The following is a 21470-nucleotide window of genomic DNA, read 5'->3' on the forward strand; positions in this document are numbered from 1 at the left end:
CTCTATTTCAGAGAGGTTTTTTCCTTATCCATCTTTTCTAAATATGTTAACGCATCATCCAGCGTATCCACTGGTACAATTTTCATTTTTGTTTTAATGTCCTTTGCAGTCTCAAGTGCATCTTTATAGTTCGATTTCTCCGCTCCTTTTTCATTTGGCGCAAAGAACACCTCAGCCCCAGCATCGCTAGCAGCCACCACTTTTTGATTTATACCACCAATCGGGCCAACTTCTCCTTTTTCATTAATTGTACCTGTTCCAGCTATTTCATGTCCTTTTGTTAAGTCTTCTTCCACAAGTTGATTATATATTTCTAATGTGAACATTAAACCTGCGGATGGTCCACCAATTTCATGAGAATTAATTTTCACTTTCGGATCGACCACTAATTCTCTTTCCGTAACGATAGAAACACCTATACCGACACGTCCATTCCCATTAGGAATCGTCTTTACATTTAAATTTTCTTTCAATTGTTTTCCATTTCTCATGTACTCAATACTTACAGCATCGCTTTCTTTTTTCCCAGTCATATATTCAATAAATTGCTCCGTCTTTTCAAATGTTTTTCCATCAACAGCTATAATAACATCACCAAGCTTAAGCTTTCCTTCTGACGGCATTCCTTTTGCCACACCAGCAACTAATACACCTTTATTTTCAAAAGAAACGGAGCGATTTGCACGTTTATATGCATTATAAATTGCTGCATTTTGTGAATCTTTCATCGCATAATTTTGGCGAAATTGATATTCTTCATTACTCTCACCTTTTTGCAATATTTCTTCCGCTTTTGAAATATGTGTATATTTATTAAACTGTGCCGCTATTAAATTCACCACATTTGCTGGTCCCATTGAAACCGTAACAAGCATAAAATCACCAGATTCTTTCGTTCCACCCTCAACTTGAACGTAAGGCTCTAATTTGGCAGCCATTCCTGGTTTTGTTACATAATACGGTAAACGCACGTAAACAAGTAACATCGCCAATATAACCCCTATTAAGATTGCATATATAAACCGAAAACGCTTAAACATTATGTTTCTCCTTCCACTGCTCAATTAATAAATAAATATTTGAAACATGTTTTTCCGCTTCTACTTCTCCAACTCGAATAATGTCTTCAATGTTTGTAAAAGCACGTGAACTAAATTGCTCTACAGCTGGTCGCATCATTAAATCCGATGCAATTTGCCGATTCATTACAAGCTCATGCTGCATAATTTCTATACTTTGCATGATTACGTCATAAATGGACGTAACATCGCCATTCACCTTAATTGGAGACACATCCACAGCGATAACAATATCGGCCCCTAATTCTTTCACAACCGATACTGGGATACGATCAATAACCCCACCATCCACTAATAATCGTCCATCTATTTTTTCTGGTACAAACACTCCAGGAACAGATATGCTAGCCCTCACCGCATCTGCAACTGGTCCACTTGTAAAAACCACTTTTTCCCCCTTCAATATGTCAGTAGCCACAACAGCCGTCGGGATATCTAACTCTTCTAAATTTTTATTATATGTAAACATTTTAATCATATCTTTGACACGTTTTCCAGCAATAAATCCCATTTTCGGTACCGTGAAATCTAAATAATACTTCCGCTTGAAAACAGATGCCAATTTATACAATCTTTCAACGTTACTACTTGCCGCATAAAACGTACCTATTAGCGCCCCCATACTACTTCCTGCAATCATATGAATAGGGATACCAGCTTCCCTTAAAACCTTTATTACACCAATATGAGCAAACCCTTTCGCTCCTCCAGACCCAAGTGCTAAACCAATCTTTGGTTCTTTCATTTTTCTCACCCTTTAATTTTTTTCATTCCTTTTTCATACTTATGGTCTAAATTCACTACGTATCCACGTATACTGAAATGAACGTTTTTTGGGACAAAGGGGGATTTACTTACATGTATGAAAAATGGAAAACCGCTTTCCTTACCATATCAACGCTTTTTTTAACCTTTTCTCTTGTACTCCACCCCCAAGCCGCTTTACAAGCTTCTATTCGCGGGTTAAATATATGGTGGGAAGTTGTATTCCCTTCACTACTACCGTTTTTCATCATTGCGGAACTTCTAATTAGTATCGGTGTTGTAAAATTTATTGGCGTTATATTAGAACCACTCATGCGCCCACTTTTTCGCGTTCCAGGGATAGGTGGATTCGTTTGGGCAATGGGAATGGCTTCAGGTTTCCCTGCAGGCGCCAAACTAAGCGCTAGACTACGAAAAAGCAACCTTTTAACTCAGATTGAAGCGGAGCGCCTCGTTTCTTTCACAAATTCTTCTAATCCACTTTTTATTTTCGGTGCTGTGTCTATCGGTTTTTTTAATAATCCAAAATTAGGGATTATATTAGCGGCTGCCCATTATTTAAGTAACTTTGCTGTCGGATTAATTATGCGTTTTTACGGCCATAATACCGCTTACAAAAATAATACACACACTACAAAAAAACGCCGCTTTCAAAACCCTTTTTTAATTCTTCACGAGACACGCTTACAAGAAAAAAGACCAATCGGTAAATTACTTGGGGACGCTATCGTTTCTTCTATTCAAACATTACTTATGATTGGCGGATTTATTATTTTATTCTCTGTGTTAAATAAAATGATTACTGTATTCCACATTACAGCAGCTCTTTCTTTTATTATGCAACATATTTTATCATTCTTCCAACTAAGTACAGATTTTAGTATACCTATATTATCAGGTGTTTTCGAAATGACACTCGGAAGCCAAATGATTAGTCAAATAAATGAAACACCCCTCTTACAACAAGCTATGGTAACAAGCTTCATTTTAGCATTTAGCGGTCTTTCTATTCAGGCACAAGTTGCTAGCATATTAGCTGAAACAGACATCCGATTTAAACCCTATTTTTTCGCACGAATTATTCAAAGTATTCTTGCCCCTATTTTTACATTTATATTTTGGACACCATTTTATGAGAAAGTAAGTTCTTTCTCACCTATGCAAAAAGATATTCCTGTATTTTTATCCAAGCATCCTTCTATACTACATGAAATTTGGACATCTTTTATACATTACGGACCAATTTTTACATTATTTTGTCTATATTTATATGTTATTTTATTATTTTTTCGCACGTATAAAGAAAAACCCCGTTCACTTTAACGGGGTTTGAAACTTTTCTTTTAAAGCACGCTCTACAATAGGAGGCACAAGATCCACTACACTTCCTCCATACCTCGCAACTTCTTTCACAATACTCGAGCTTAAAAATGAATATTGGTTGTTTGTCATAATAAAAAATGTTTCAATATTTTCATCTAATTTTCGATTCATAGAAGTAATTTGCATCTCATATTCAAAATCAGAAACTGCTCGTAAACCACGTAATATTGCATTTGCATTACGCATTTTTGCATACTCTACTAACAGCCCACTATGCGAATCTACTTTTACATTCGGGATATCCTTTGTCGCTTCTCGAATTAGTTCTAATCGCTCTTCAACTGAAAAGAATGGTTTTTTAGATGAATTGTTTAAAACGACTACGTACACCTCATCAAATACTTTTGCTCCCCTTTTAATAATATCCAGATGCCCAAGGGTAATTGGATCAAAACTTCCTGAAGAAATAGCTATACTTGTCATTCTGTCCCCTCACCTTCATACTTATAAATCGATATTGCAGTAATCCCATAATTCTCAGCTCGTACTTTTACAAGCTTTCCTATTGAATCAGGTAAAACCACATCATTACCATGCTCTGCCATAATTAATCCATCACTATGTAGCAATCCATGTTGATCCATTACACTAATTAAAGATACAATTTTTTGCTCTTTATATGGTGGGTCTATTAATATAAGATCGAATGACATTTCACGTTTTATAAGCGCCTTTACTGCACGTTCCGCATCATTTCGATATACTTCAGCTTGTTCCTGTATTCTACAACTTTCTAAATTTTGATGAATTACTTTTATCGCTTTACTATCCCTATCAACAAAAATCGCTTTATCGATCCCTCTGCTCAAAGCCTCAATTCCAAGGCCACCACTACCACCAAATAAATCAAGGGCGATACCACCATCAAAATAAGGACCTATCATATTAAAAATAGATTCTTTTACTTTATCTGTCGTTGGACGTGTTGTATTACCAGGAACCGCTTTAAGTGGGTGTCCTTTACATTTTCCTGAAACTACTCTCATCTGTTGTCACTACCTTTATTTCAATCTATCGAGCGATTATAGAAAGCCATTCCCACTTCGGTAACCGTTAACAAATTACATTCACCAAAATATTAGAAAACTCAGCATCAAATAACCACTCATTATTTTTATGTATTCATCTCATCATTCACTAATATGAATCCAATATGTATATTAGTTCCACTTTATCTTTTTTATCCTATCACAAAATAAAAAAAAGAAAAATAAAAAGCCTGACATAAAATTTAATTTCATTATGTATATCTTCATTTAGATTGGACATAAATAATTATAACAACATCACCTTCGATGTTGTTGCCAACCGCGGAGAAGACTTACGTTTCCCCATAAGTTCTTCCTCCGGTTTCTCCTCTCCCTTTGCCTTCTTACTAGTACATGCTAGTATAAGAAGGGCCCTGCTATGCAGGGTTTTTTTTCTTTGTGTGCTTTTCATTTAAAAAGTGAAATGTTACAGTAAAAGAAAGAGGAGGAAAAAATATGATTCAACGCTTTATAGAACTCGGAGAAGGCTACTCTGATTTATATGAATTACTTGAAATTGCCAAAACAAATCAAGAACGTATAGCACATATGTTACAATTTGAAACGATAAAAAACGATAAAAAAGTGTGTTCGCTTGTTGTAATATTAAAACCAACTACTACTGGTGATTTCCAACCATTATACATATGTCGTGAAGGCATTCCTGTATTTGAAAATAAAAAAAGTAAACGTGTCATTTTATTTGAAGAAACGGCAGAGCAACTCGGAAAAAAAGTGGCTACTTTTACTGTAAAGCCATCTACAACTTTCCCAGAAAAAGAACTATTTTTTAATCATTTAATTGGTATTTTACGAATGAACAATTTCATTCCTCCGATGAAATAACACTTTATTTCAATTAAAAAATCCCCCGCTAAATTTAGCAGGGGATTTTTTCTATTAGCTATAATCGTATTCTTTTGCTCGATCAGGACGGGAATTTTCAAATTCCGTTTTTAAATACGGGCGATACGACTGTTCTATCTTTTTCACAAAAGGAAGTTTGTTCAATTTATGCATCATATGCTCAATTTGTTCCATGTCACAATATACTACAGCATATTTTAATCGTTTTGATATGTAATGTATGTTACCATATTTCCTTAAAATCTTGGCATGTTTCAATGAATGTAAATAAACAATCATACTTTGTCGTTGCCCGAACATAATCTTCTCCATCTTCTCCTTTTAAAAACATATATTTTATATTCTATGAAAACCAATCAGAAATTTATAACATTACAGGACAAACTCTGTATACGTTTCCTTCCAACTTCTAAAAAACGGGGTACATCACCCCGTTTTTTTACAACCACAACCTCCGCCAGTACCACAACCTCCACCACAGCCACCAGCATCAAAGAATGGATTCCCTGTTGGCACTTTAATGGAAGAAGACACTTCCGAACCGATCGCTACACTAACTTCATCTAATAACTTCTGCAAAGCAGTTTCTGCTCTTTTAAAAGCTGCAACCTTATCATGTAAGTCCACAGAACGCTTTAATTCTCTCATTTTCATCGATACGGTAGTGTAGTCAGGATGGTATTTTCCAAAACGCTGTACTTCCTCATACCGTTCTTTCATCGCTGTAAATTGCTGAATTAACGTCTGAAGTTCCATATCTTCATGTAATTCTCTATAATACTTACGATAATCTTCTGCTATATCTGAACAGATAATCGCTTTTGCAAGCTGCTCTGCCTTATCTAATATTAATACGCTTTCTAGCGTCGCTACAATCATGAGAGACACCTCCGAGTATCCATCATACCACATTTAGATTAGAACTACTAATTGAAGTGACTTACTCAAAAGAAAGATATAATGAAACTATTTTCACACTATATCCGTACACACTTATACAGTAATATGTTCCGCTATATTATATTTAAGAACATCCCATTTCCCACTATTTTGTTTCACATAACTAATACACGCATTTTTTAATGGTGTCTTAAATGTAATTTCATCTGGTTCAATGGCATGTAAAATTGCTTTTATCGCGTGTGAGTGAGCAACAATAATAATACGTTTGCCAAAATGAGTTGTTGCAACATCTTCTAAAGCAGCAAAGCAACGAGCTACAATCTCTTCATCTTGCTCCATACCTTCTACTTTACCCTCAGCAATCAACTCTCTAACAGTCGCAACTGGCTTCCCTGAAGCTTCTCCAAAATTCCGTTCAACAAATCGATCATCTAATAAAATCGATTGTAATCCAGCCGCCTTTGCGATTTCATTAGCCGTTTCTTGCGCTCTAATTAACGGGCTACTTATAATGATATCCCACGTTTCTTCTTGTAAAGCAGCTGCACTTTGACTCGCTTGCTTCTTACCAACTTCATTAAGCGGAATATCTTCTCGCCCCTGAATAATTTCTTGAAAATTCCAATCAGTTTGTCCATGTCGTACTAAACAAATTTCCGTCATGCTGCAACTCCTTTTTAAATAATCAATCTCTATTGTAACAAAAGTTCTGCATGACGGACATATTTTTCACTTGCAATTAGGTTGCATTTTGTTGCTTCATATACTGAAACATATCAATCATGATCGAAGCAACAGCCAATTGATTTTGAAATTTTTCCACTTTATCTGGTATTGTTTTTTTGAAATGTTGCATCGCCGCTAACTCAAAAGCCTCTTTTTCTTCAGGATTTCGTGTTAATTTTCTATACCAGTACGGTTGCTCTCTAATATAGCGAGATAAATCCTCATCAGCCTTTATAAACTCCATAATTTCTGCTCTCATCATCTTTCCCCCCTAATCCTTTTGAAAGAAAAACGGGTTATTTTCTGAAGTACTTTGTTCTTGCTGCGTACGGTTACCTTGAAATTGCTGAATAACTTGTTGCACGCTCCCAATAGCACTCGTCACATTAGCTAAATGGTTCTGCATTTGTTCCACGTCCAACTTTTTAAAAAAAGAAAACATTTGCCCCATCACATCAGCAGTTTTTTCCTCTTCAGTTCGATTATCTTTTTCTTTTTTATTTTCTTTTACCGAAGAAAACGCAGGCGCTCCATCCGGTCTATAAGTTGCCCATATTGGATCTTCTTCACCAAGTAAGTACCATTCTTCATAAAATTGTTGCCAAGTTTTGTGACCACTTCTAACCTCATGAACCATTTTAGGGTGATGGTTTACAAATTCTTTAAACTGTTGAACCGATGGATGTAACGGCCCTTTTGTTGTTGGCATAATCCTCACCTCTCCATGTATATCTACTATATAGTAAGAAAAAAAAGGCGCATGGTTCGCCTATTTTTAGACGATTCATGCACCTTTTTTTCTGCTATTTGCATACGGTCAGATTCCCACCTACAATTCAGTGAATACGAAGTAACTAATTAGGTGATGTAACACCCCACCGCTTACAGTTTCGCTTTATTTTCGAATAAAGTTTTGTGTATAAAATTTATCGTATACACCAACACCTAATCCTGTAAATTGTTCATTTAATAAATTCTTTCTATGCCCCTCACTATTTAACCAACCTTGCACTGCCGCAATTCCATCACTATGTTGCGCCGCTATGTTCTCACCAGCAAGTTGAAATCCTACTTTCCCGCGCTGCAAACGATCTCCTAGCGTACCTAATGTAGGTGAGTCATGAGAAAAATAATTATTGTCTTTCATATCTTTACTGTGACCAACAGCAACATCTGCCGTTTCCTGATCCCATGTTAATAATGGTAATTTATGACGACTTCGAATGATATTTGTTAAATCAAAAATTTGTTGCATATTCCCATTTTCTACTTGTTTTATCTTTTCTGGAGTCAATGGTTGTTCTGCTATTAATTCACCTGAATAAACGAGCTGATATGGTCTTTGGCGTAATAAAGTTTCATCATCCATATAACGAACACCCACAAGCTCATGTGTAAATTGATCAAAATACAATTGCGCCCATCCATCTTCTACAGGTATTAACGGTTGTTCCATGACTTCGGTATCAGATAGTTCAAATTGATAACTATTTTTCCCTCTTTTTAATGAAATTTCATGCGAAAGCGGACTTTTTTTATATACTTCTTCATATTTTTCATTTATATAATAAGGTGGAACCTTAACTTGTTCACCAGCAGCGTACGCCGTTATAACTTTACGTTCAGAAACTCCGAATTGAACATACTGAGTTAAATCCTGATTGTATACCCACCATTCATATCCGTATGCAGATGGCTCTATTCGAGAGGGTTCTCCCCACTTCGCTAATAAATTTTCAGAGTCTTCACCAATCATATTTAAAACAGTGTCTGAGGAGTCTTCCTTAATTTGCTTTTTCTTTTTCACAATTTTATTTTCTTGCTTTGATTGAGATGGGGTTAATATATATTGTGAAACGAGTAATTTCCCGTATAAATCAACAGCTAAAATTAAAATTGTAATCATTACGATACGCAATAATTTCTTCAAACGATATACCTCCTGAACAAAACATAAAATTGAGATATACACAAATCCTTTTCTTTCTTTTTGTGTGTACCGTACTCTTTTCACTATATCATATTTTTTTGAAAAAAGTCTGGATTATCCCTTTTCTCTCAATATGAATTGCACTTTCTTATTATTCATACTATTATAAAAATAATGGTGTAACATTAAAAAAGGAGGTATTATATGCAATTTACAAATACGAAATTTAATGGAGCCGTCGTTGAATTAACTCTTTTAACTGAAATCATGGAAAACAACCACTTCGTACTTGCTGGACAGTGGGATTATGAACGGGTTACATACGATTATAAATTTGAAATATTAAAGGATGTTTATTATTTGCGAGTGCAAGGAGTTGCTGTTGAAGGTGACATCGGCAGTAGACACGCTGAAGTAAAACTACTCCCTCCCTTATTAGGAAAACATTATTATCCTCACGGCGTTGAATATGGCGATGATGAGACTTTCCCAACGAATGTACTTCAAAAAAGTGAACAACTCCTACAAAATGTCGAAAAAGAGTTAAAAGAACTTCAAATTATTGATTAACAAAAACAAGCGCATCAATATGATGCGCTTGTTTTATTTCCCTTCCCTAAGAATGTATCGTTTTTTTTACTGGATATCCATAAATAGATCCATCTTTTACTTTAATCTCATCTTCCCAAGGAACCTTATATTTACCTTCAGCTAAATCTTTTACAAACGTATATGGGTTTTCTTTCACCCCACCAGGAGTTGCTACATATCCTCTTGAACCTAGATTATATATATTATTTTCTAATCCCCATCCTAATCTAGCCTGATCTGCTAGTTCTGGATATACTTCAGCAGTAACAATCTCCCAAGGATTTCGATGCCCCTGTACTAAAGTAGTCCCATCAAAATTACATACTTGTCCTTCACCAAAGTAATAAAATACACCATCATAACCCGCTAAGTTTACCGACAATGTATACATTAAATTCTGCCATGCATTTGAACGATTGGTTAGCATCCATTGTTCACTAACTTGTGTGCTATACCCAGAAATACGAATCAAGACATTTGCACCTTTATAGGCCGCTTCACGAGCTACTTCAGGGAACATGCCATCATGACAAATACAAACAGCTAATTTACTTCCTCCAGGTCCATCACAAACAGGTAAGCCTAAATCTCCAGCTTTCCAAGGCTCGACTGGCACCCAAGGATTTAGCTTACGATACTTCAAAATCATTTCACCTTGTGGATCAATAATAACTGCTGTATTATATGGCTCTCCACCATCAGGGTTTTTTTCCATTATTGAAAAAACACCATATACTTCAGATTCCTTACATGCCTCAGCAAATAAGTCTGTTTCTGGCCCAGGCACTGTACATAAAAATTCTTCTGTAGTCCATTTTTTTGTATTGAGCCCTTGTGTACTATATTCAGGAAATACTATCAATTCTAATCCAGGGTAACCTGATTTGGTCGAATGAATTGTTTTTATGATTTGTTGAATTTGTTTATCAATGTCTGCACGCGACTCTACTACTGGTACTGGATATTGAATTAGCGCTGTCAAAAAACCACTAATCGGCTTTACCATACTTCCACTACTACCCATTTAAATTCCCCCTTAAAATAGTTCGTATTTATTAAAGATAACAATATATATTTGTAACTCTCTAAAAAACTTGCACTACATATGGAATTATTGCGTATGAAAGCTAGTAGTAAATTTTATATCCACTTTTAGTACACGCCTACACTAACTTAACATAAATAATTAGAAAATTCAATCTTTTATAAAAAGCTAAAACTAAAAAAGAAAAAGCGTATGGAATCCCATACACTTTTTTTACTTAGTTTGTAAATACGGCGGCAATTGCTGTAACTGCTCCTTATCCTTTTCACGTTCTCTACGTGCCCATCTAAAGAATACATAGCCTATAATTGTACCGTACACTATTTCCTGGACAATTTTCATTATGATACCACCAGTTTGCTGGTCTTGTACTACTGGCATCCAGTGCAAAAATTCCGGTCCCGTTATATTTAAATCTGATAAAGTGCCCGCTGGTACACATAGTTCCATCGCTTTCATCCAAGCAGCCGGATCCGTATACGTTGCAAATAACGGGGCTGTCGCAAAAATTATTAACGCACAAGCTGGCGTTAATAATATACCGTTAGCAAACATGTAACCAAGTTTCTTTATATCACTTAACGTTTGATATTCTGGTAACGGATTTAGCATCGGCCACCACATCATGATTGCTGTAAAAAACAATATAGTGAGACAAATAGGATGAGCAATTTGACTTTGTTTTACCGTATCAAAAACAACTGGTAAATGATAAAAAGAAAACAGGCCGTTAAATACAAACAATGCAATAAGTGGTTTAGCAAATACCTTTAATATAATTTGAACGAACTTAAAAGAAGTAATGTAACGATATAACCAAATTGGTATACCAAGCAACAGTAACGGTGGAACTGCAATATACATGACTGCCATTTCAAACATATGAGCACTAAATATAATATGGCCAATTAAATCAATAGGCCCTCCCTTTACAAAATACAAAAGAACAATACCAGTCGTAAAATAAATAATTTGCTTCTTACTTACCTTCGTCGCATTTTCAAATCTCATTCTATAAGGCCCAATAATTAAGAAGTACCCAATAAGAATCGAAAGCATAAATAATAAAAAAATTGGACTCCATAAAGCCTGAAAACCAAATATCCATAAGTTACTCATTGTCACACCTACCTTCTTAAGGTTATTCCATAATATGAAGAGGGAGCTGTGACAACACAAGCTCCCTTATTTTTCACTTTTCAAATCCACACAATTGTCATAAAAGCTAAAATTGTAATTAACCCTATTAGCAGGCCAGAGTAAAGAAAGAAACTTGCTGCTTCATGTCCTTTATGGCTCATATGCATAAAATAATACAATTGAAAAATTACTTGTACCACTGCTAATAGTAAAATAAATGGCACAGAGAAAGTCGGACTAAAAGTTTTTGGATACGCCACTGCTACAAATGCAACTAATGTTAAAAAAATCATTAATGCAAACGTAATAACTTGATGCTTCATTTCCTCCGCACTTTTTCTCTTCCGATAAACAAGATCAACTTTAGGATTATTTGTTTGCTTTATCGCCATTGTTTATCCCACCATTCCCATTAAATATACTACAGTGAAAATAAACACCCAAACTACGTCAATAAAGTGCCAATAAATTGATGCAACATAAAACTTCGGTGCATTGTATAAATTTAGACCTCTCTTCGCATTTCTAAAGATTAATGTTAAAATCCAACACAACCCAAACAATACGTGGAGTCCATGTGTACCAACAAGAGCATAAAATGCAGAGCCAAACGCACTACTTCTCATAGTATGCTTAAATTCATGTGTATAATGATAAAACTCATATATCTCAAACCCTAAAAATCCTAAACCTAGCAATACAGTTACTAGTAACCAAAGTTGCATTTTCTTAAAGTTAAAGTTTTTCATGTGATACATCGCATATACACTTGTTAAGCTACTCGTTAATAAAAGCATCGTCATAATGAAAACGAGTGGCATTTGGAACATTTCTTGAGATGTTGGTCCACCATTTGTAGAATTCTTTAATGCTAAATATGTTCCGAATAAGGAAGCGAACAACACTGTTTCGCCTCCAAGAAATAACCAAAAACCGACAAACTTATTTTTCCCTTCAAGGGTTGCTTTTTCAGGCTCTGCTGGAAATGTTTCATTCGTTAATTTTTCATCTACATGCATTATGCCTTGCCCCCCTTATCATCTAAATCTTCCTTATGAATATGGTATCCATGATCATCGATTACTGAACGTAAGAACATTGCGCCAAATGTAATGATTAAACCAATAATTGCTACTAATAACCAGAACTTATCTTTTCCGCCCTGCATATACATTGCACCAAATGCCGCTATAAACAATCCGAAAGAAATGACAAATGGTGAAAACGAAGGATTTGGCATATGAATATCACCAATTGGTTCCGCTGCTGTCATCTCTTTATTACCTTCACGTTTTTCAATCCAAAACGGATCTAATCCGCGAACAAATGGTAGTTGTTTAAAGTTATATTCTGGTGTCGGTGCTGGCATCGTCCATTCTAATGTACGTGCATCCCACGGATCACGACCAGCTTTTTCTTTTGATACTGTCGTTTTAATTACATTGAATAGAAGAACAATCGTCCCAAGAGCCATAAACACCGCTCCGATAGAACTAATCATATTCCCCATTTCCAACCCTTGCCCTTCAAGATATGTGTAGTAACGGCGCGGCATACCAATCAAGCCAAGGAAATGCTGAATAAAGAACGTTAAATGGAAACCGATAAAGAATAGCCAAAACGTTATCTTTCCTAATGTTTCATTTAATACTTTATTAAACATCAGTGGCCAATAATAATGAGCTCCTGCAAGTAAACCAAATACAACACCGCCAACGATTACATAATGAAAATGTGCTACTACGAAATAATTATCATGAAATTGATAATCAGCTGGTGCAGATGCTAGCATAACCCCTGTAACTCCACCCATGACGAATGATGGAATGAAAGCTACTGCCCACATCATCGGTGTCGTAAAACGAATATTTCCGCCCCACATTGTAAAGAGCCAGTTGAATATTTTGATACCAGTCGGAACCGCAATCGCCATTGTTGCAACTGAGAAAATAGCATTAGCAACTGGACCAAGTCCAACAGTAAACATATGATGCGCCCATACCATAAATCCTAAAAATCCAATTAATACAGTCGCAAACACCATCGATGAATAACCAAACAATCGTTTTTTCGAAAATGTCGCGAAGATTTCTGAGAATATTCCGAAAGCTGGGAGTATAAGAATGTATACTTCTGGATGACCGAAAATCCAGAATAAATGCTCCCATATAATTGTATTCCCACCCAATGCTGGATTAAAGAAACTTGTTCCAAATAAACGATCTAACATTAAAAGTCCTAATCCTACAGTTAACGGTGGAAAAGCGAATAATATAAGCGAAGATGTTACAAATGTCGTCCATGTAAACATCGGCATACGCATATACGTCATTCCTGGCGCACGCATATTAATAATGGTGACAAGGAAGTTAATCCCTCCAATTAATGTACCAATACCTGAGATTTGCAAACCGAGTACATAGAAATCAACACCATGACCTTTAGAGGCTAAAGCTAAAGATGCATAAGATGTCCATCCTGCATCAGGTGCTCCACCTAAAAACCAACTTAAATTTAAAAATACTCCACCAAAGAAAAATAACCAAAATCCGAGTGAATTCAAAAACGGGAACGCTACATCACGTGCACCAATTTGAAGTGGTACAGCGGCGTTCATAAATGCAAACACGAGTGGCATAGCTGCGAGGAAAATCATTGTTGTACCGTGCATCGTCAATACTTGATTATAAGCATCCCCAACAAGAAAAGCGTTGTTAGGAATCGCTAATTGAAGGCGAATAAATAGAGCTTCTATTCCGCCTATTACAAAAAACAATCCACCTGCAATTAAATAGAGAATGGCAATCTTTTTATGGTCTACTGTCGTTAAATAATCCCATATGACAGCACCCATCCCCTGTTTTTTTGCTACAGAACTCACGTTTTCAACCTCCCCTTCGCGAATAATCCCTCTTTACTTTTCAACTTTTAACGTTTGTAAGTATGCATTTAATGCATCAATTTGATCATCCGTTAAGTTGCCATATTTGCCAGTCATTTTGTTTCCTGGCTTCATATTTTCAGGATCTTTCAGCCATTTTTTTAAGTTTTCTTCATTGTTTTCGGCAATACCGGCAACCATATCGCGATCCGCAAAGTTTGCTAAGTTTGGTGCGATACGAGCGGAAGGTGGTCTACTATCATTAGATCCAACTGCGTGACAACCAATACAGCTTTTATTAAATATTTCTTGGCCCTCTTGCGCCTTTGTTGAAGCTACTTCTTTCTTCCCATCAATCTTCTTCATATCAGCAAGCCAATTTTTGTACTCGCTTTCATCTAAAGCTTTCACTTTAAATTGCATTAAAGAATGTGATGGGCCGCAAAATTCTGTACAAAAACCATTATAAGTGCCCGATTTATCTGCCTTTAACCACATTTTGTTCACATTGTCTGTATTTGTATCCATTTTCCCAGCTAAAGATGGAACCCAAAATGAGTGTTTAATATCGGCACCCTTCAAATTTAAATACACTTTCTTACCTGTGGGGATGACTAAATCTTGCGAAGTTACTATCTTTTCTGATTTATAAGAAAATTCCCACCAATAAAGATTCGCTGTTACATCAACAACGATAGTATCTTTATCAATATTCTTTTTCTCCATCGCACTTACATCAGCAAGTTTGAATGTATATGTAACCGTTGGAACAGCTAAGATTAGTAAAAGAATAATCGGAATAACTGTCCATATAATTTCTAGCTTGTGATTTCCTTCAACTTGCTCTGGAATATAATCTTCCTGACCTTTCTTTTGTCGGAAACGCACAATTACATACAAGAAAATAATAGTAACTACTAGTACTACTCCTACCATGATTGCACTTGCCAGTAGAAGTAAATCATATTGCATTTTTGCTACTTCTCCTTGCGGAATTAAAGTAGATTGAAAGGCTTTACCGCATCCCCCTAACAGTAAAGCCAGCAGTGAAACGAACGAAAGCAGTCGCCACTGTTTCTTCATACAAACAACCCCCACTTTCCTTGTGAATTAGATTGTACTTTATAGTTAAGTAAAGTAAATCTCAACGTAAAGAAATCCAATTATGTCGTTGTCTTAGAAGAATGTAACTACAATCATTGATACAAATAAGATTGTTAAATAATTTAGGGAATAAACAAACATTTGCACGGACCATTTTATGTCATCTTTCTTACGGAATCCATAAAATCCTAAAGCGATCCATCCGATGTTAAGCAGTGTTGCAATTACCATAAATGTTATCCCTAGTCCACTCATATAAAATGGTAGTGGTAATAAACATACTGTCCAAATCATAATTTGGCGTTTCGTAATTTCAAATCCATGAACTACAGGAAGCATTGGAATTCCTGCATTTCGATATTCATCAACACGTTTCATCGCTAATGCAAGGAAATGTGGGATTTGCCAAATAAACATAATTAAAAATAACATCCAAGCAATTGGATGACCTAAAGATGGATCGATTGCTGCCCATCCAATTAAAGGTGGAACTGCACCAGATATACTACCTACAACAGTATTTAGCGTATACTTTCTCTTTGTCCATAAACTATATAGAACAACATATGTGAAAGCACCAATAAATCCCATTAAGACTGCCATTGGTGTTGTTAATAATAAAAATACAAAACCAAGAAGTAATATGACTAGTCCAAATGTAAGTGCAAATCCTGGTTTATACTTTCCAGTAACCGTTGGACGGGTCTTTGTTCTTTCCATTAATGGATCGATGTCTCGATCAATGTAGTTGTTTAAACAACATACCCCTGCCATAACTAATCCAGAACCAACGATTGTAAAGAATAACTTATCCAGATTGTCCATTACACTTAATCCATTAAAGTGTAATGCCAACCAAAATCCTGTAAATACAGTAAGTGTATTTGAGTTTACAATCCCCATTTTAACGAGTGCTTTTAAATCTTGTATCCGAGTTGTTTCCGGTACACTTGTAACAGCGGACTCATCATGCAGCTCACTTGTTGCATGGTTCATCACTCTAACCCCCTCTTAAAACTTTCATCTTTCTTTTTGCGCCTATTTCAAATGAAATAATTCGCTTCTATATAGCAATATTATTACAGTAGAAACATTGTTAACCCATTCTACTACTAATCTACGCCCATACTCCAATATATTAAATCATATTTCCCGAACATTTTGTGAAGAAAACATGAACTTTTTGTGTCGAATATAAAAAACTTCATTCTGACTTGTCCTTATCATAACATGATGTTACCTTCTATAATAAACTATTTTATCCTATTTAACACGTATTCTCCCCATTTCTTTTCAAAATAGCCTATTTTTCACCTAAATTTTTCCTTAGGAACCCTGTTTTTACACCTATTTTCTCCCCCTTTCCTTTCCCCTCCATTTCTTTGCTATTTTATTATTTTTTATATATCATAGGAACTAGCGCGTTTTATTCTATACATAATGGGATGAAAATATTTCGCAATAACTTCATAGCAGAAAGATGGTGAAAGAGATTGCAACGCTTTATTAAATGGTTAGCAGTCATTACAAGCCTTGATTTATTAATAGTTTTATTAGGAGGCGCTTTAGTTACAAAAACAGGTTCTGGTCAAGGTTGTGGTAAATCATGGCCACTTTGTAACGGTGAATTTGTTCCATCTAATTTATCAATGGAAACTATTATTGAACTTAGCCACCGATTAACATCAGGATCAGCTGGAATTCTTGTCACTCTCCTTTGTATTTTGTCCTGGAAATATTATAAACATGTGCGTGAAACAAAAACGTTAGCAATTTTATCCTTCGTATTTTTAGTTGCACAAGCATTAATGGGAGCAGCAGCAGTTGTTTGGGGACAAATGCCAGCTGTACTTGCTATCCATTTCGGTATTTCCTTAATTTCATTTGCTTCTGTCATTTTATTAACGTGTCTTATCTTTGAAATTGACCAAAAATTTGATGCACGTTCTCTTATTATGGACAAAAAAATGAAATTTCATATTTATGGTGTAACAATTTACAGTTATATCGTCGTCTACACAGGTGCTTTAGTACGTCACGAACGAGCTAGCTTAGCCTGTCCAGACTTTCCTTTATGTAGCAAAAACAGACCTATGCCAACTCAACTACATGAATGGGTTCAAATGGGCCATAGAGTTGCAGCAATGTTAATTTTCGCTTGGATACTTTACGCGATGATTCTCGCTATTCGTCATTACAAACAGCAACCTGTAGTATATTGGGGATGGATCATTTCATTTATCCTCGTTACACTTCAAGCTGTAGTAGGAATTTTAGTTGTATTTACAAACGCTAGTTTAGCAATGGCATTGTTACATTCTCTATTCATTTCTTGCTTGTTTGCCGTACTATGCTATTTAGTTATGTTAGGAACAAGAAGTAAAGTGAATGCAAAAGAAGCCGGATCAACTTCTAAACAAACAAAATAATTTAAAACTAAAATCCCTTGCCAATTCGGCAAGGGATTTTTTGCAATAAAGAAAAGAGCTGTATTTACACAGCTCTTTTTTTATTTTAGTGATCTAATTCAATAAGTAAATCACCCGTTTGAATTGCATCACCATCGTTAACATATACTTTTTTCACTTTACCATTGAACGGCGCTTGAACTGTCGTTTCCATTTTCATCGCTTCTGTAATTGCCATAGAATCGCCTTTTTTCACTTCATCGCCTTCTTTTACAACTACTTTAATTACCGTTCCTGGCATTGTTGCACTAATGTGATTTGGATTTTCACGGTTTCCTTTCACACGTTGTGCAACTGTTGCTTTCACACTCTCGTCTTTCACGACAATTTCACGTGGTTGACCATTAAATTCCAAGTAAAGGACACGATTTCCATCCGGCTGTGGTTCTCCAATTGATACAAGTTTAACCATCAATGTCTTACCTTGTTCAATTTCCACATCAATTTCTTCACCTAGCCTCATACCATAGAAGAATGTCGGTGTATCAAGTACAGATACATTTCCATAAAGCTCAGCAACTTTTTCATAGTCCATAAATACTTTTGGATATAATGCATATGCAACTACATCAAAAATTGTTACTTCGCGTCCAAGTTTATGGAATAATTCTTCTTTTAACGCATCGAAATCTACTGGCTCTAGTAGTTCACCTGGTCTTACTGTTAACGGCTCTTTCCCTTTTAAAATAATCTTTTGCAATTCTTTCGGGAAACCACCGTACGGTTGACCTAAATCACCAGAGAACATTTCAACAACAGATCCAGGGAAGTCCAAAGCATGTCCACGCTCTAAAACATCTTGTTCTGTCAGGTGGTTTTGAACCATAAATAACGCCATATCGCCAACAACTTTTGATGACGGTGTTACTTTTACAATATCTCCAAACATGTCATTCACACGACGGTACATTACTTTCACTTCATCAAAGCGATCTCCTAAACCAACCGCCTTCGCTTGTTGCTGAAGATTACTATACTGTCCACCTGGCATTTCATGCATATATACCTCTGTGTGAGGTGCATTCATACCACTTTCAAACGGTGCATAGTATTTGCGTACATCTTCCCAATAATGAGATAGCTTTTCTAAAGAATCGATATTAACATCTGGTTGTCTTTCATTTCCACCTAGTGCATAGAATAATGTGTTCGCACTCGGTTGTGACGTTTGACCAGCCATAGAACTCACTGCTACATCGACAATATCAACCCCTGCTTCAATTGCCTTCGTATACGTTAATATACCATTTCCACTCGTATCGTGCGTATGCAGGTGAATCGGAATCGATACCGTCTCTTTTAATGCTGAAACTAAATCATATGCTGCGTTTGGTTTTAGTAAGCCAGCCATATCTTTAATACCTAAAATGTGAGCTCCCGATGCTTCCAACTCTTTTGCTAAGTTTTTATAATAATTCAAATCATATTTACTACGTAATGGATCATGAATATCTCCTGTGTAGCACATTGTTGCTTCTGCAATTTTACCAGTATCTCGTACAGCATCAATTGCAACTCTCATACCTTCTACCCAGTTTAAACTATCAAAAATACGGAACACATCAATGCCTGCTTGAGCAGAACACTCCACAAATTTTTGAATTAAATTATCTGGATAGTTTTTGTAGCCAACTGCGTTTGACGAACGTAGTAACATTTGGAATAAAACGTTCGGCATTTTTTCACGAAGATCTAGTAATCGTTCCCATGGATCTTCTTTTAAGAAACGATACGCGACATCAAACGTTGCACCGCCCCACATTTCAGCTGAGAATAGGTTTGGTAACATTCTTGCTGTTGGCTCTGCAATTTGATGTAAATCTTTTGTACGAATACGAGTTGCAAGTAATGACTGATGTGCATCACGGAATGTTGTATCCGTTAAAAGTACACGGTTTTGATCCTGTACCCATTTTACTAATCCATCTGCTCCACGCTCGTCCAAAATTTGTTTCGTTCCATTTTGGATTGGCTCTGAATGTTTTAAACATGGAATACGAGCATCTGGGAATATTGGCTTTTCTTTTTTCCCTACTCCTGGGAAGCCATTTACTGTTACTGAACCAATATAATTTAACATTTTCGTTCCGCGGTCTTTACGTTTCGGGAACAAGAATAGTTCAGGTGACACATCAATAAACGAAGTATCATATTCTCCTGATAAGAAGTTTTTATGTTTTACTACATTCTCTAGGAATGGAATATTTGTTTTAATACCACGAATACGGAATTCTTTTAAGTTACGTTCCATTTTTGCAGCAGCTTGCTCAAAAGTAAGTGCCCAAGTTGTAACTTTTACAAGTAAAGAATCGTAGTATGGTGTAATAACTGCACCTTGGAAGCTATTTCCTGTATCAAGACGCACACCAAAACCACCGCCTGATCGATACGCCATAATTTTTCCTGTATCCGGCATAAAATTATTTAGTGGGTCTTCAGTTGTTACACGAGATTGGATTGCAAATCCGTGTACAACCACTTCCTCTTGCTTCGGAACACCTACTATTTTACTATGTAATGCATGTCCATCAGCTATTAAAATTTGTGATTGAACGATATCGACTCCTGTGATCATCTCTGTAATCGTATGTTCTACTTGAACACGTGGATTTACTTCAATAAAGTAAAACTCATCATCTTTTACAAGGAATTCAACTGTCCCTGCATTTAAATAGTTTACATTTTTCGTTAACTTCACAGCAGCATCACAAATACGCTGACGCAGATCATCTGAAAGTGATACACTCGGTGCTATTTCTACAACTTTTTGATGACGACGTTGTACAGAACAGTCACGCTCGTATAAATGAACAACATTGCCTTCTTCATCTGCTAAAATTTGTACTTCTATATGTTTAGGTTTTTCAACGAATTTTTCGACGTAAACTTCATCATTACCAAAGGCTGCTTTCGCTTCTGATTTTGCTCGATTATATGATTCTCCTAATTCCTCACTAGTACGCACAATACGCATACCACGACCGCCACCACCAAGGGACGCTTTAATAATAATCGGGTAATCATACTTTTCAGCAAATTTTTCGACTTCTTCTAATGAATCTACTGGACCATCACTACCAGGTATAACTGGAATTTGTGCTAGCTGCGCTTGTGTTCTTGCTTTCACTTTATCTCCAAACATATCTAAATGCTTACTTTTCGGACCGATAAAGATAATTCCTTCTTCTTCGCAACGTTTCGCGAATTGAATATTTTCTGACAAGAAACCATATCCAGGGTGGATTGCATCTACATGATTACTTTTTGCAATCTCAATAATGCCTTCAATATCTAGATAAGCATCAATTGGTTTTTTTCCTTCCCCAACTAAATAGGACTCATCGGCTTTATAGCGATGATAAGAACCACTATCCTCTTTCGAATAGATTGCAACTGTTTTTAATCCAAGTTCCGAACAAGCTCGAAACACACGAATTGCAATCTCTCCACGGTTAGCTACCAATACTTTTTGAATACGTTGCAGCTTTGTCATGATTTTCCCCCTCTACTTTCCTACCACTCTAGAGATAAAATATATACACACCTTAAAAAGCGTGAAG

The 21470-nt window shown here is 35.9% G+C and carries 22 protein-coding genes; 4 read left to right on the forward strand and 18 right to left on the reverse strand.

Translation table 11 applies throughout. The features are described 5' to 3' along the window. Window positions 1-2 precede the first annotated feature (2 nt). Together AC3EMB_RS19205 and AC3EMB_RS19210 are read right to left on the reverse strand one after the other, a co-directional pair. A complete protein-coding gene (locus AC3EMB_RS19205; protein ID WP_053563741.1) occupies window positions 3-1040 on the reverse strand; it encodes a SepM family pheromone-processing serine protease in 1038 nt (345 codons plus the stop codon). Then, window positions 1033-1824, reverse strand: coding sequence for a patatin-like phospholipase family protein (locus AC3EMB_RS19210; protein ID WP_000662590.1), 792 nt, complete (start codon window positions 1822-1824; stop codon window positions 1033-1035). The genes AC3EMB_RS19205 and AC3EMB_RS19210 overlap by 8 nt, the downstream gene beginning before the upstream one ends. 113 nt (window positions 1825-1937) lie before the next feature. On the opposite strand from AC3EMB_RS19210, the gene ylbJ reads away from it, so the two are divergent. After that, the gene (gene ylbJ / locus AC3EMB_RS19215; protein ID WP_000273089.1) at window positions 1938-3167 is read left to right on the forward strand and encodes a sporulation integral membrane protein YlbJ; all 1230 of its coding nucleotides are present in this window, start codon (window positions 1938-1940) and stop codon (window positions 3165-3167) included. On the opposite strand, the gene coaD is transcribed toward ylbJ, so the two are convergent. Further along, on the reverse strand, window positions 3159-3650 hold the full coding sequence (gene coaD / locus AC3EMB_RS19220) for a pantetheine-phosphate adenylyltransferase (RefSeq protein WP_000200601.1): 492 nt from the start codon (window positions 3648-3650) through the stop codon (window positions 3159-3161). The genes ylbJ and coaD overlap by 9 nt on opposite strands. After that, window positions 3647-4213, reverse strand: a complete 567-nt coding sequence (gene rsmD / locus AC3EMB_RS19225; RefSeq protein WP_001266976.1) for a 16S rRNA (guanine(966)-N(2))-methyltransferase RsmD — start codon at window positions 4211-4213, stop codon at window positions 3647-3649. Before rsmD ends, coaD begins: the two co-directional genes overlap by 4 nt. 498 nt (window positions 4214-4711) lie before the next feature. Here rsmD and AC3EMB_RS19230 point away from each other — a divergent pair, with 498 nt between their 5' ends. Next, window positions 4712-5101, forward strand: a complete 390-nt coding sequence (locus AC3EMB_RS19230; protein WP_000616017.1) for a DUF7147 family protein — start codon at window positions 4712-4714, stop codon at window positions 5099-5101. Between the two features lie 54 nt (window positions 5102-5155). On the opposite strand, the gene AC3EMB_RS19235 is transcribed toward AC3EMB_RS19230, so the two are convergent. From AC3EMB_RS19235 to AC3EMB_RS19260, 6 genes are all read right to left on the reverse strand, one after another. Next, the gene (locus tag AC3EMB_RS19235; RefSeq protein ID WP_002082261.1) at window positions 5156-5422 is read right to left on the reverse strand and encodes a YlbG family protein; all 267 of its coding nucleotides are present in this window, start codon (window positions 5420-5422) and stop codon (window positions 5156-5158) included. Between the two features lie 126 nt (window positions 5423-5548). Further along, a complete protein-coding gene (locus AC3EMB_RS19240) occupies window positions 5549-6001 on the reverse strand; it encodes a YlbF/YmcA family competence regulator (protein WP_000634366.1) in 453 nt (150 codons plus the stop codon). Between the two features lie 114 nt (window positions 6002-6115). Beyond that, the gene (locus AC3EMB_RS19245) at window positions 6116-6688 is read right to left on the reverse strand and encodes a histidine phosphatase family protein (protein ID WP_053563739.1); all 573 of its coding nucleotides are present in this window, start codon (window positions 6686-6688) and stop codon (window positions 6116-6118) included. Window positions 6689-6764: 76 nt separating this feature from the next. Beyond that, window positions 6765-7010: a YlbE-like family protein gene (locus AC3EMB_RS19250; RefSeq protein ID WP_001200990.1), complete on the reverse strand. Its 246-nt coding sequence runs from the start codon at window positions 7008-7010 to the stop codon at window positions 6765-6767. 12 nt (window positions 7011-7022) lie between these two features. Further along, on the reverse strand, window positions 7023-7460 hold the full coding sequence (locus AC3EMB_RS19255) for a YlbD family protein (RefSeq protein WP_488517229.1): 438 nt from the start codon (window positions 7458-7460) through the stop codon (window positions 7023-7025). A 186-nt stretch (window positions 7461-7646) separates the two neighbouring features. Continuing rightward, a complete protein-coding gene (locus AC3EMB_RS19260) occupies window positions 7647-8681 on the reverse strand; it encodes a CAP domain-containing protein (RefSeq protein WP_000735387.1) in 1035 nt (344 codons plus the stop codon). Window positions 8682-8885: 204 nt separating this feature from the next. On the opposite strand from AC3EMB_RS19260, the gene AC3EMB_RS19265 reads away from it, so the two are divergent. After that, window positions 8886-9251 carry a YugN family protein gene (locus AC3EMB_RS19265; RefSeq protein WP_001160948.1) on the forward strand — a complete coding sequence of 122 codons (366 nt, stop codon included), beginning with the start codon at window positions 8886-8888 and terminating at the stop codon, window positions 9249-9251. Between the two features lie 46 nt (window positions 9252-9297). On the opposite strand, the gene AC3EMB_RS19270 is transcribed toward AC3EMB_RS19265, so the two are convergent. The 7 genes from AC3EMB_RS19270 to ctaB all read right to left on the reverse strand — a co-directional run bounded on the left by AC3EMB_RS19270 (window position 9298) and on the right by ctaB (window position 16438). Next, the gene (locus AC3EMB_RS19270) at window positions 9298-10296 is read right to left on the reverse strand and encodes a formamidase (protein WP_065229293.1); all 999 of its coding nucleotides are present in this window, start codon (window positions 10294-10296) and stop codon (window positions 9298-9300) included. Between the two features lie 234 nt (window positions 10297-10530). Then, window positions 10531-11436 carry a cytochrome c oxidase assembly factor CtaG gene (gene ctaG, locus AC3EMB_RS19275; RefSeq protein ID WP_016080459.1) on the reverse strand — a complete coding sequence of 302 codons (906 nt, stop codon included), beginning with the start codon at window positions 11434-11436 and terminating at the stop codon, window positions 10531-10533. An 80-nt stretch (window positions 11437-11516) separates the two neighbouring features. Next, window positions 11517-11849, reverse strand: a complete 333-nt coding sequence (gene ctaF / locus AC3EMB_RS19280) for a cytochrome c oxidase subunit IVB (RefSeq protein WP_000985703.1) — start codon at window positions 11847-11849, stop codon at window positions 11517-11519. A 3-nt stretch (window positions 11850-11852) separates the two neighbouring features. Continuing rightward, entirely contained in the window at window positions 11853-12476 is a 624-nt protein-coding gene (ctaE, locus tag AC3EMB_RS19285; protein ID WP_000557861.1) for a cytochrome c oxidase subunit III, read from the reverse strand. Beyond that, window positions 12476-14311, reverse strand: a complete 1836-nt coding sequence (gene ctaD / locus AC3EMB_RS19290) for a cytochrome c oxidase subunit I (RefSeq protein ID WP_170924972.1) — start codon at window positions 14309-14311, stop codon at window positions 12476-12478. Before ctaD ends, ctaE begins: the two co-directional genes overlap by 1 nt. A gap of 60 nt (window positions 14312-14371) precedes the next feature. Next, a complete protein-coding gene (coxB, locus tag AC3EMB_RS19295; RefSeq protein WP_000745273.1) occupies window positions 14372-15421 on the reverse strand; it encodes a cytochrome c oxidase subunit II in 1050 nt (349 codons plus the stop codon). Between the two features lie 93 nt (window positions 15422-15514). Next, a complete protein-coding gene (ctaB, locus tag AC3EMB_RS19300; protein WP_001015053.1) occupies window positions 15515-16438 on the reverse strand; it encodes a protoheme IX farnesyltransferase in 924 nt (307 codons plus the stop codon). 497 nt (window positions 16439-16935) lie between these two features. Between ctaB and ctaA the strand changes: the two genes are divergently transcribed. Then, window positions 16936-17871 carry a heme A synthase gene (gene ctaA / locus AC3EMB_RS19305; protein WP_001188740.1) on the forward strand — a complete coding sequence of 312 codons (936 nt, stop codon included), beginning with the start codon at window positions 16936-16938 and terminating at the stop codon, window positions 17869-17871. Window positions 17872-17956: 85 nt separating this feature from the next. Here ctaA and pyc read toward each other — a convergent pair whose 3' ends face one another. After that, a complete protein-coding gene (gene pyc, locus AC3EMB_RS19310) occupies window positions 17957-21403 on the reverse strand; it encodes a pyruvate carboxylase (RefSeq protein ID WP_000164055.1) in 3447 nt (1148 codons plus the stop codon). Window positions 21404-21470: the final 67 nt, after the last annotated feature.

The sequence above is a fragment of the Bacillus sp. LQ16 genome, from assembly GCF_057784645.1.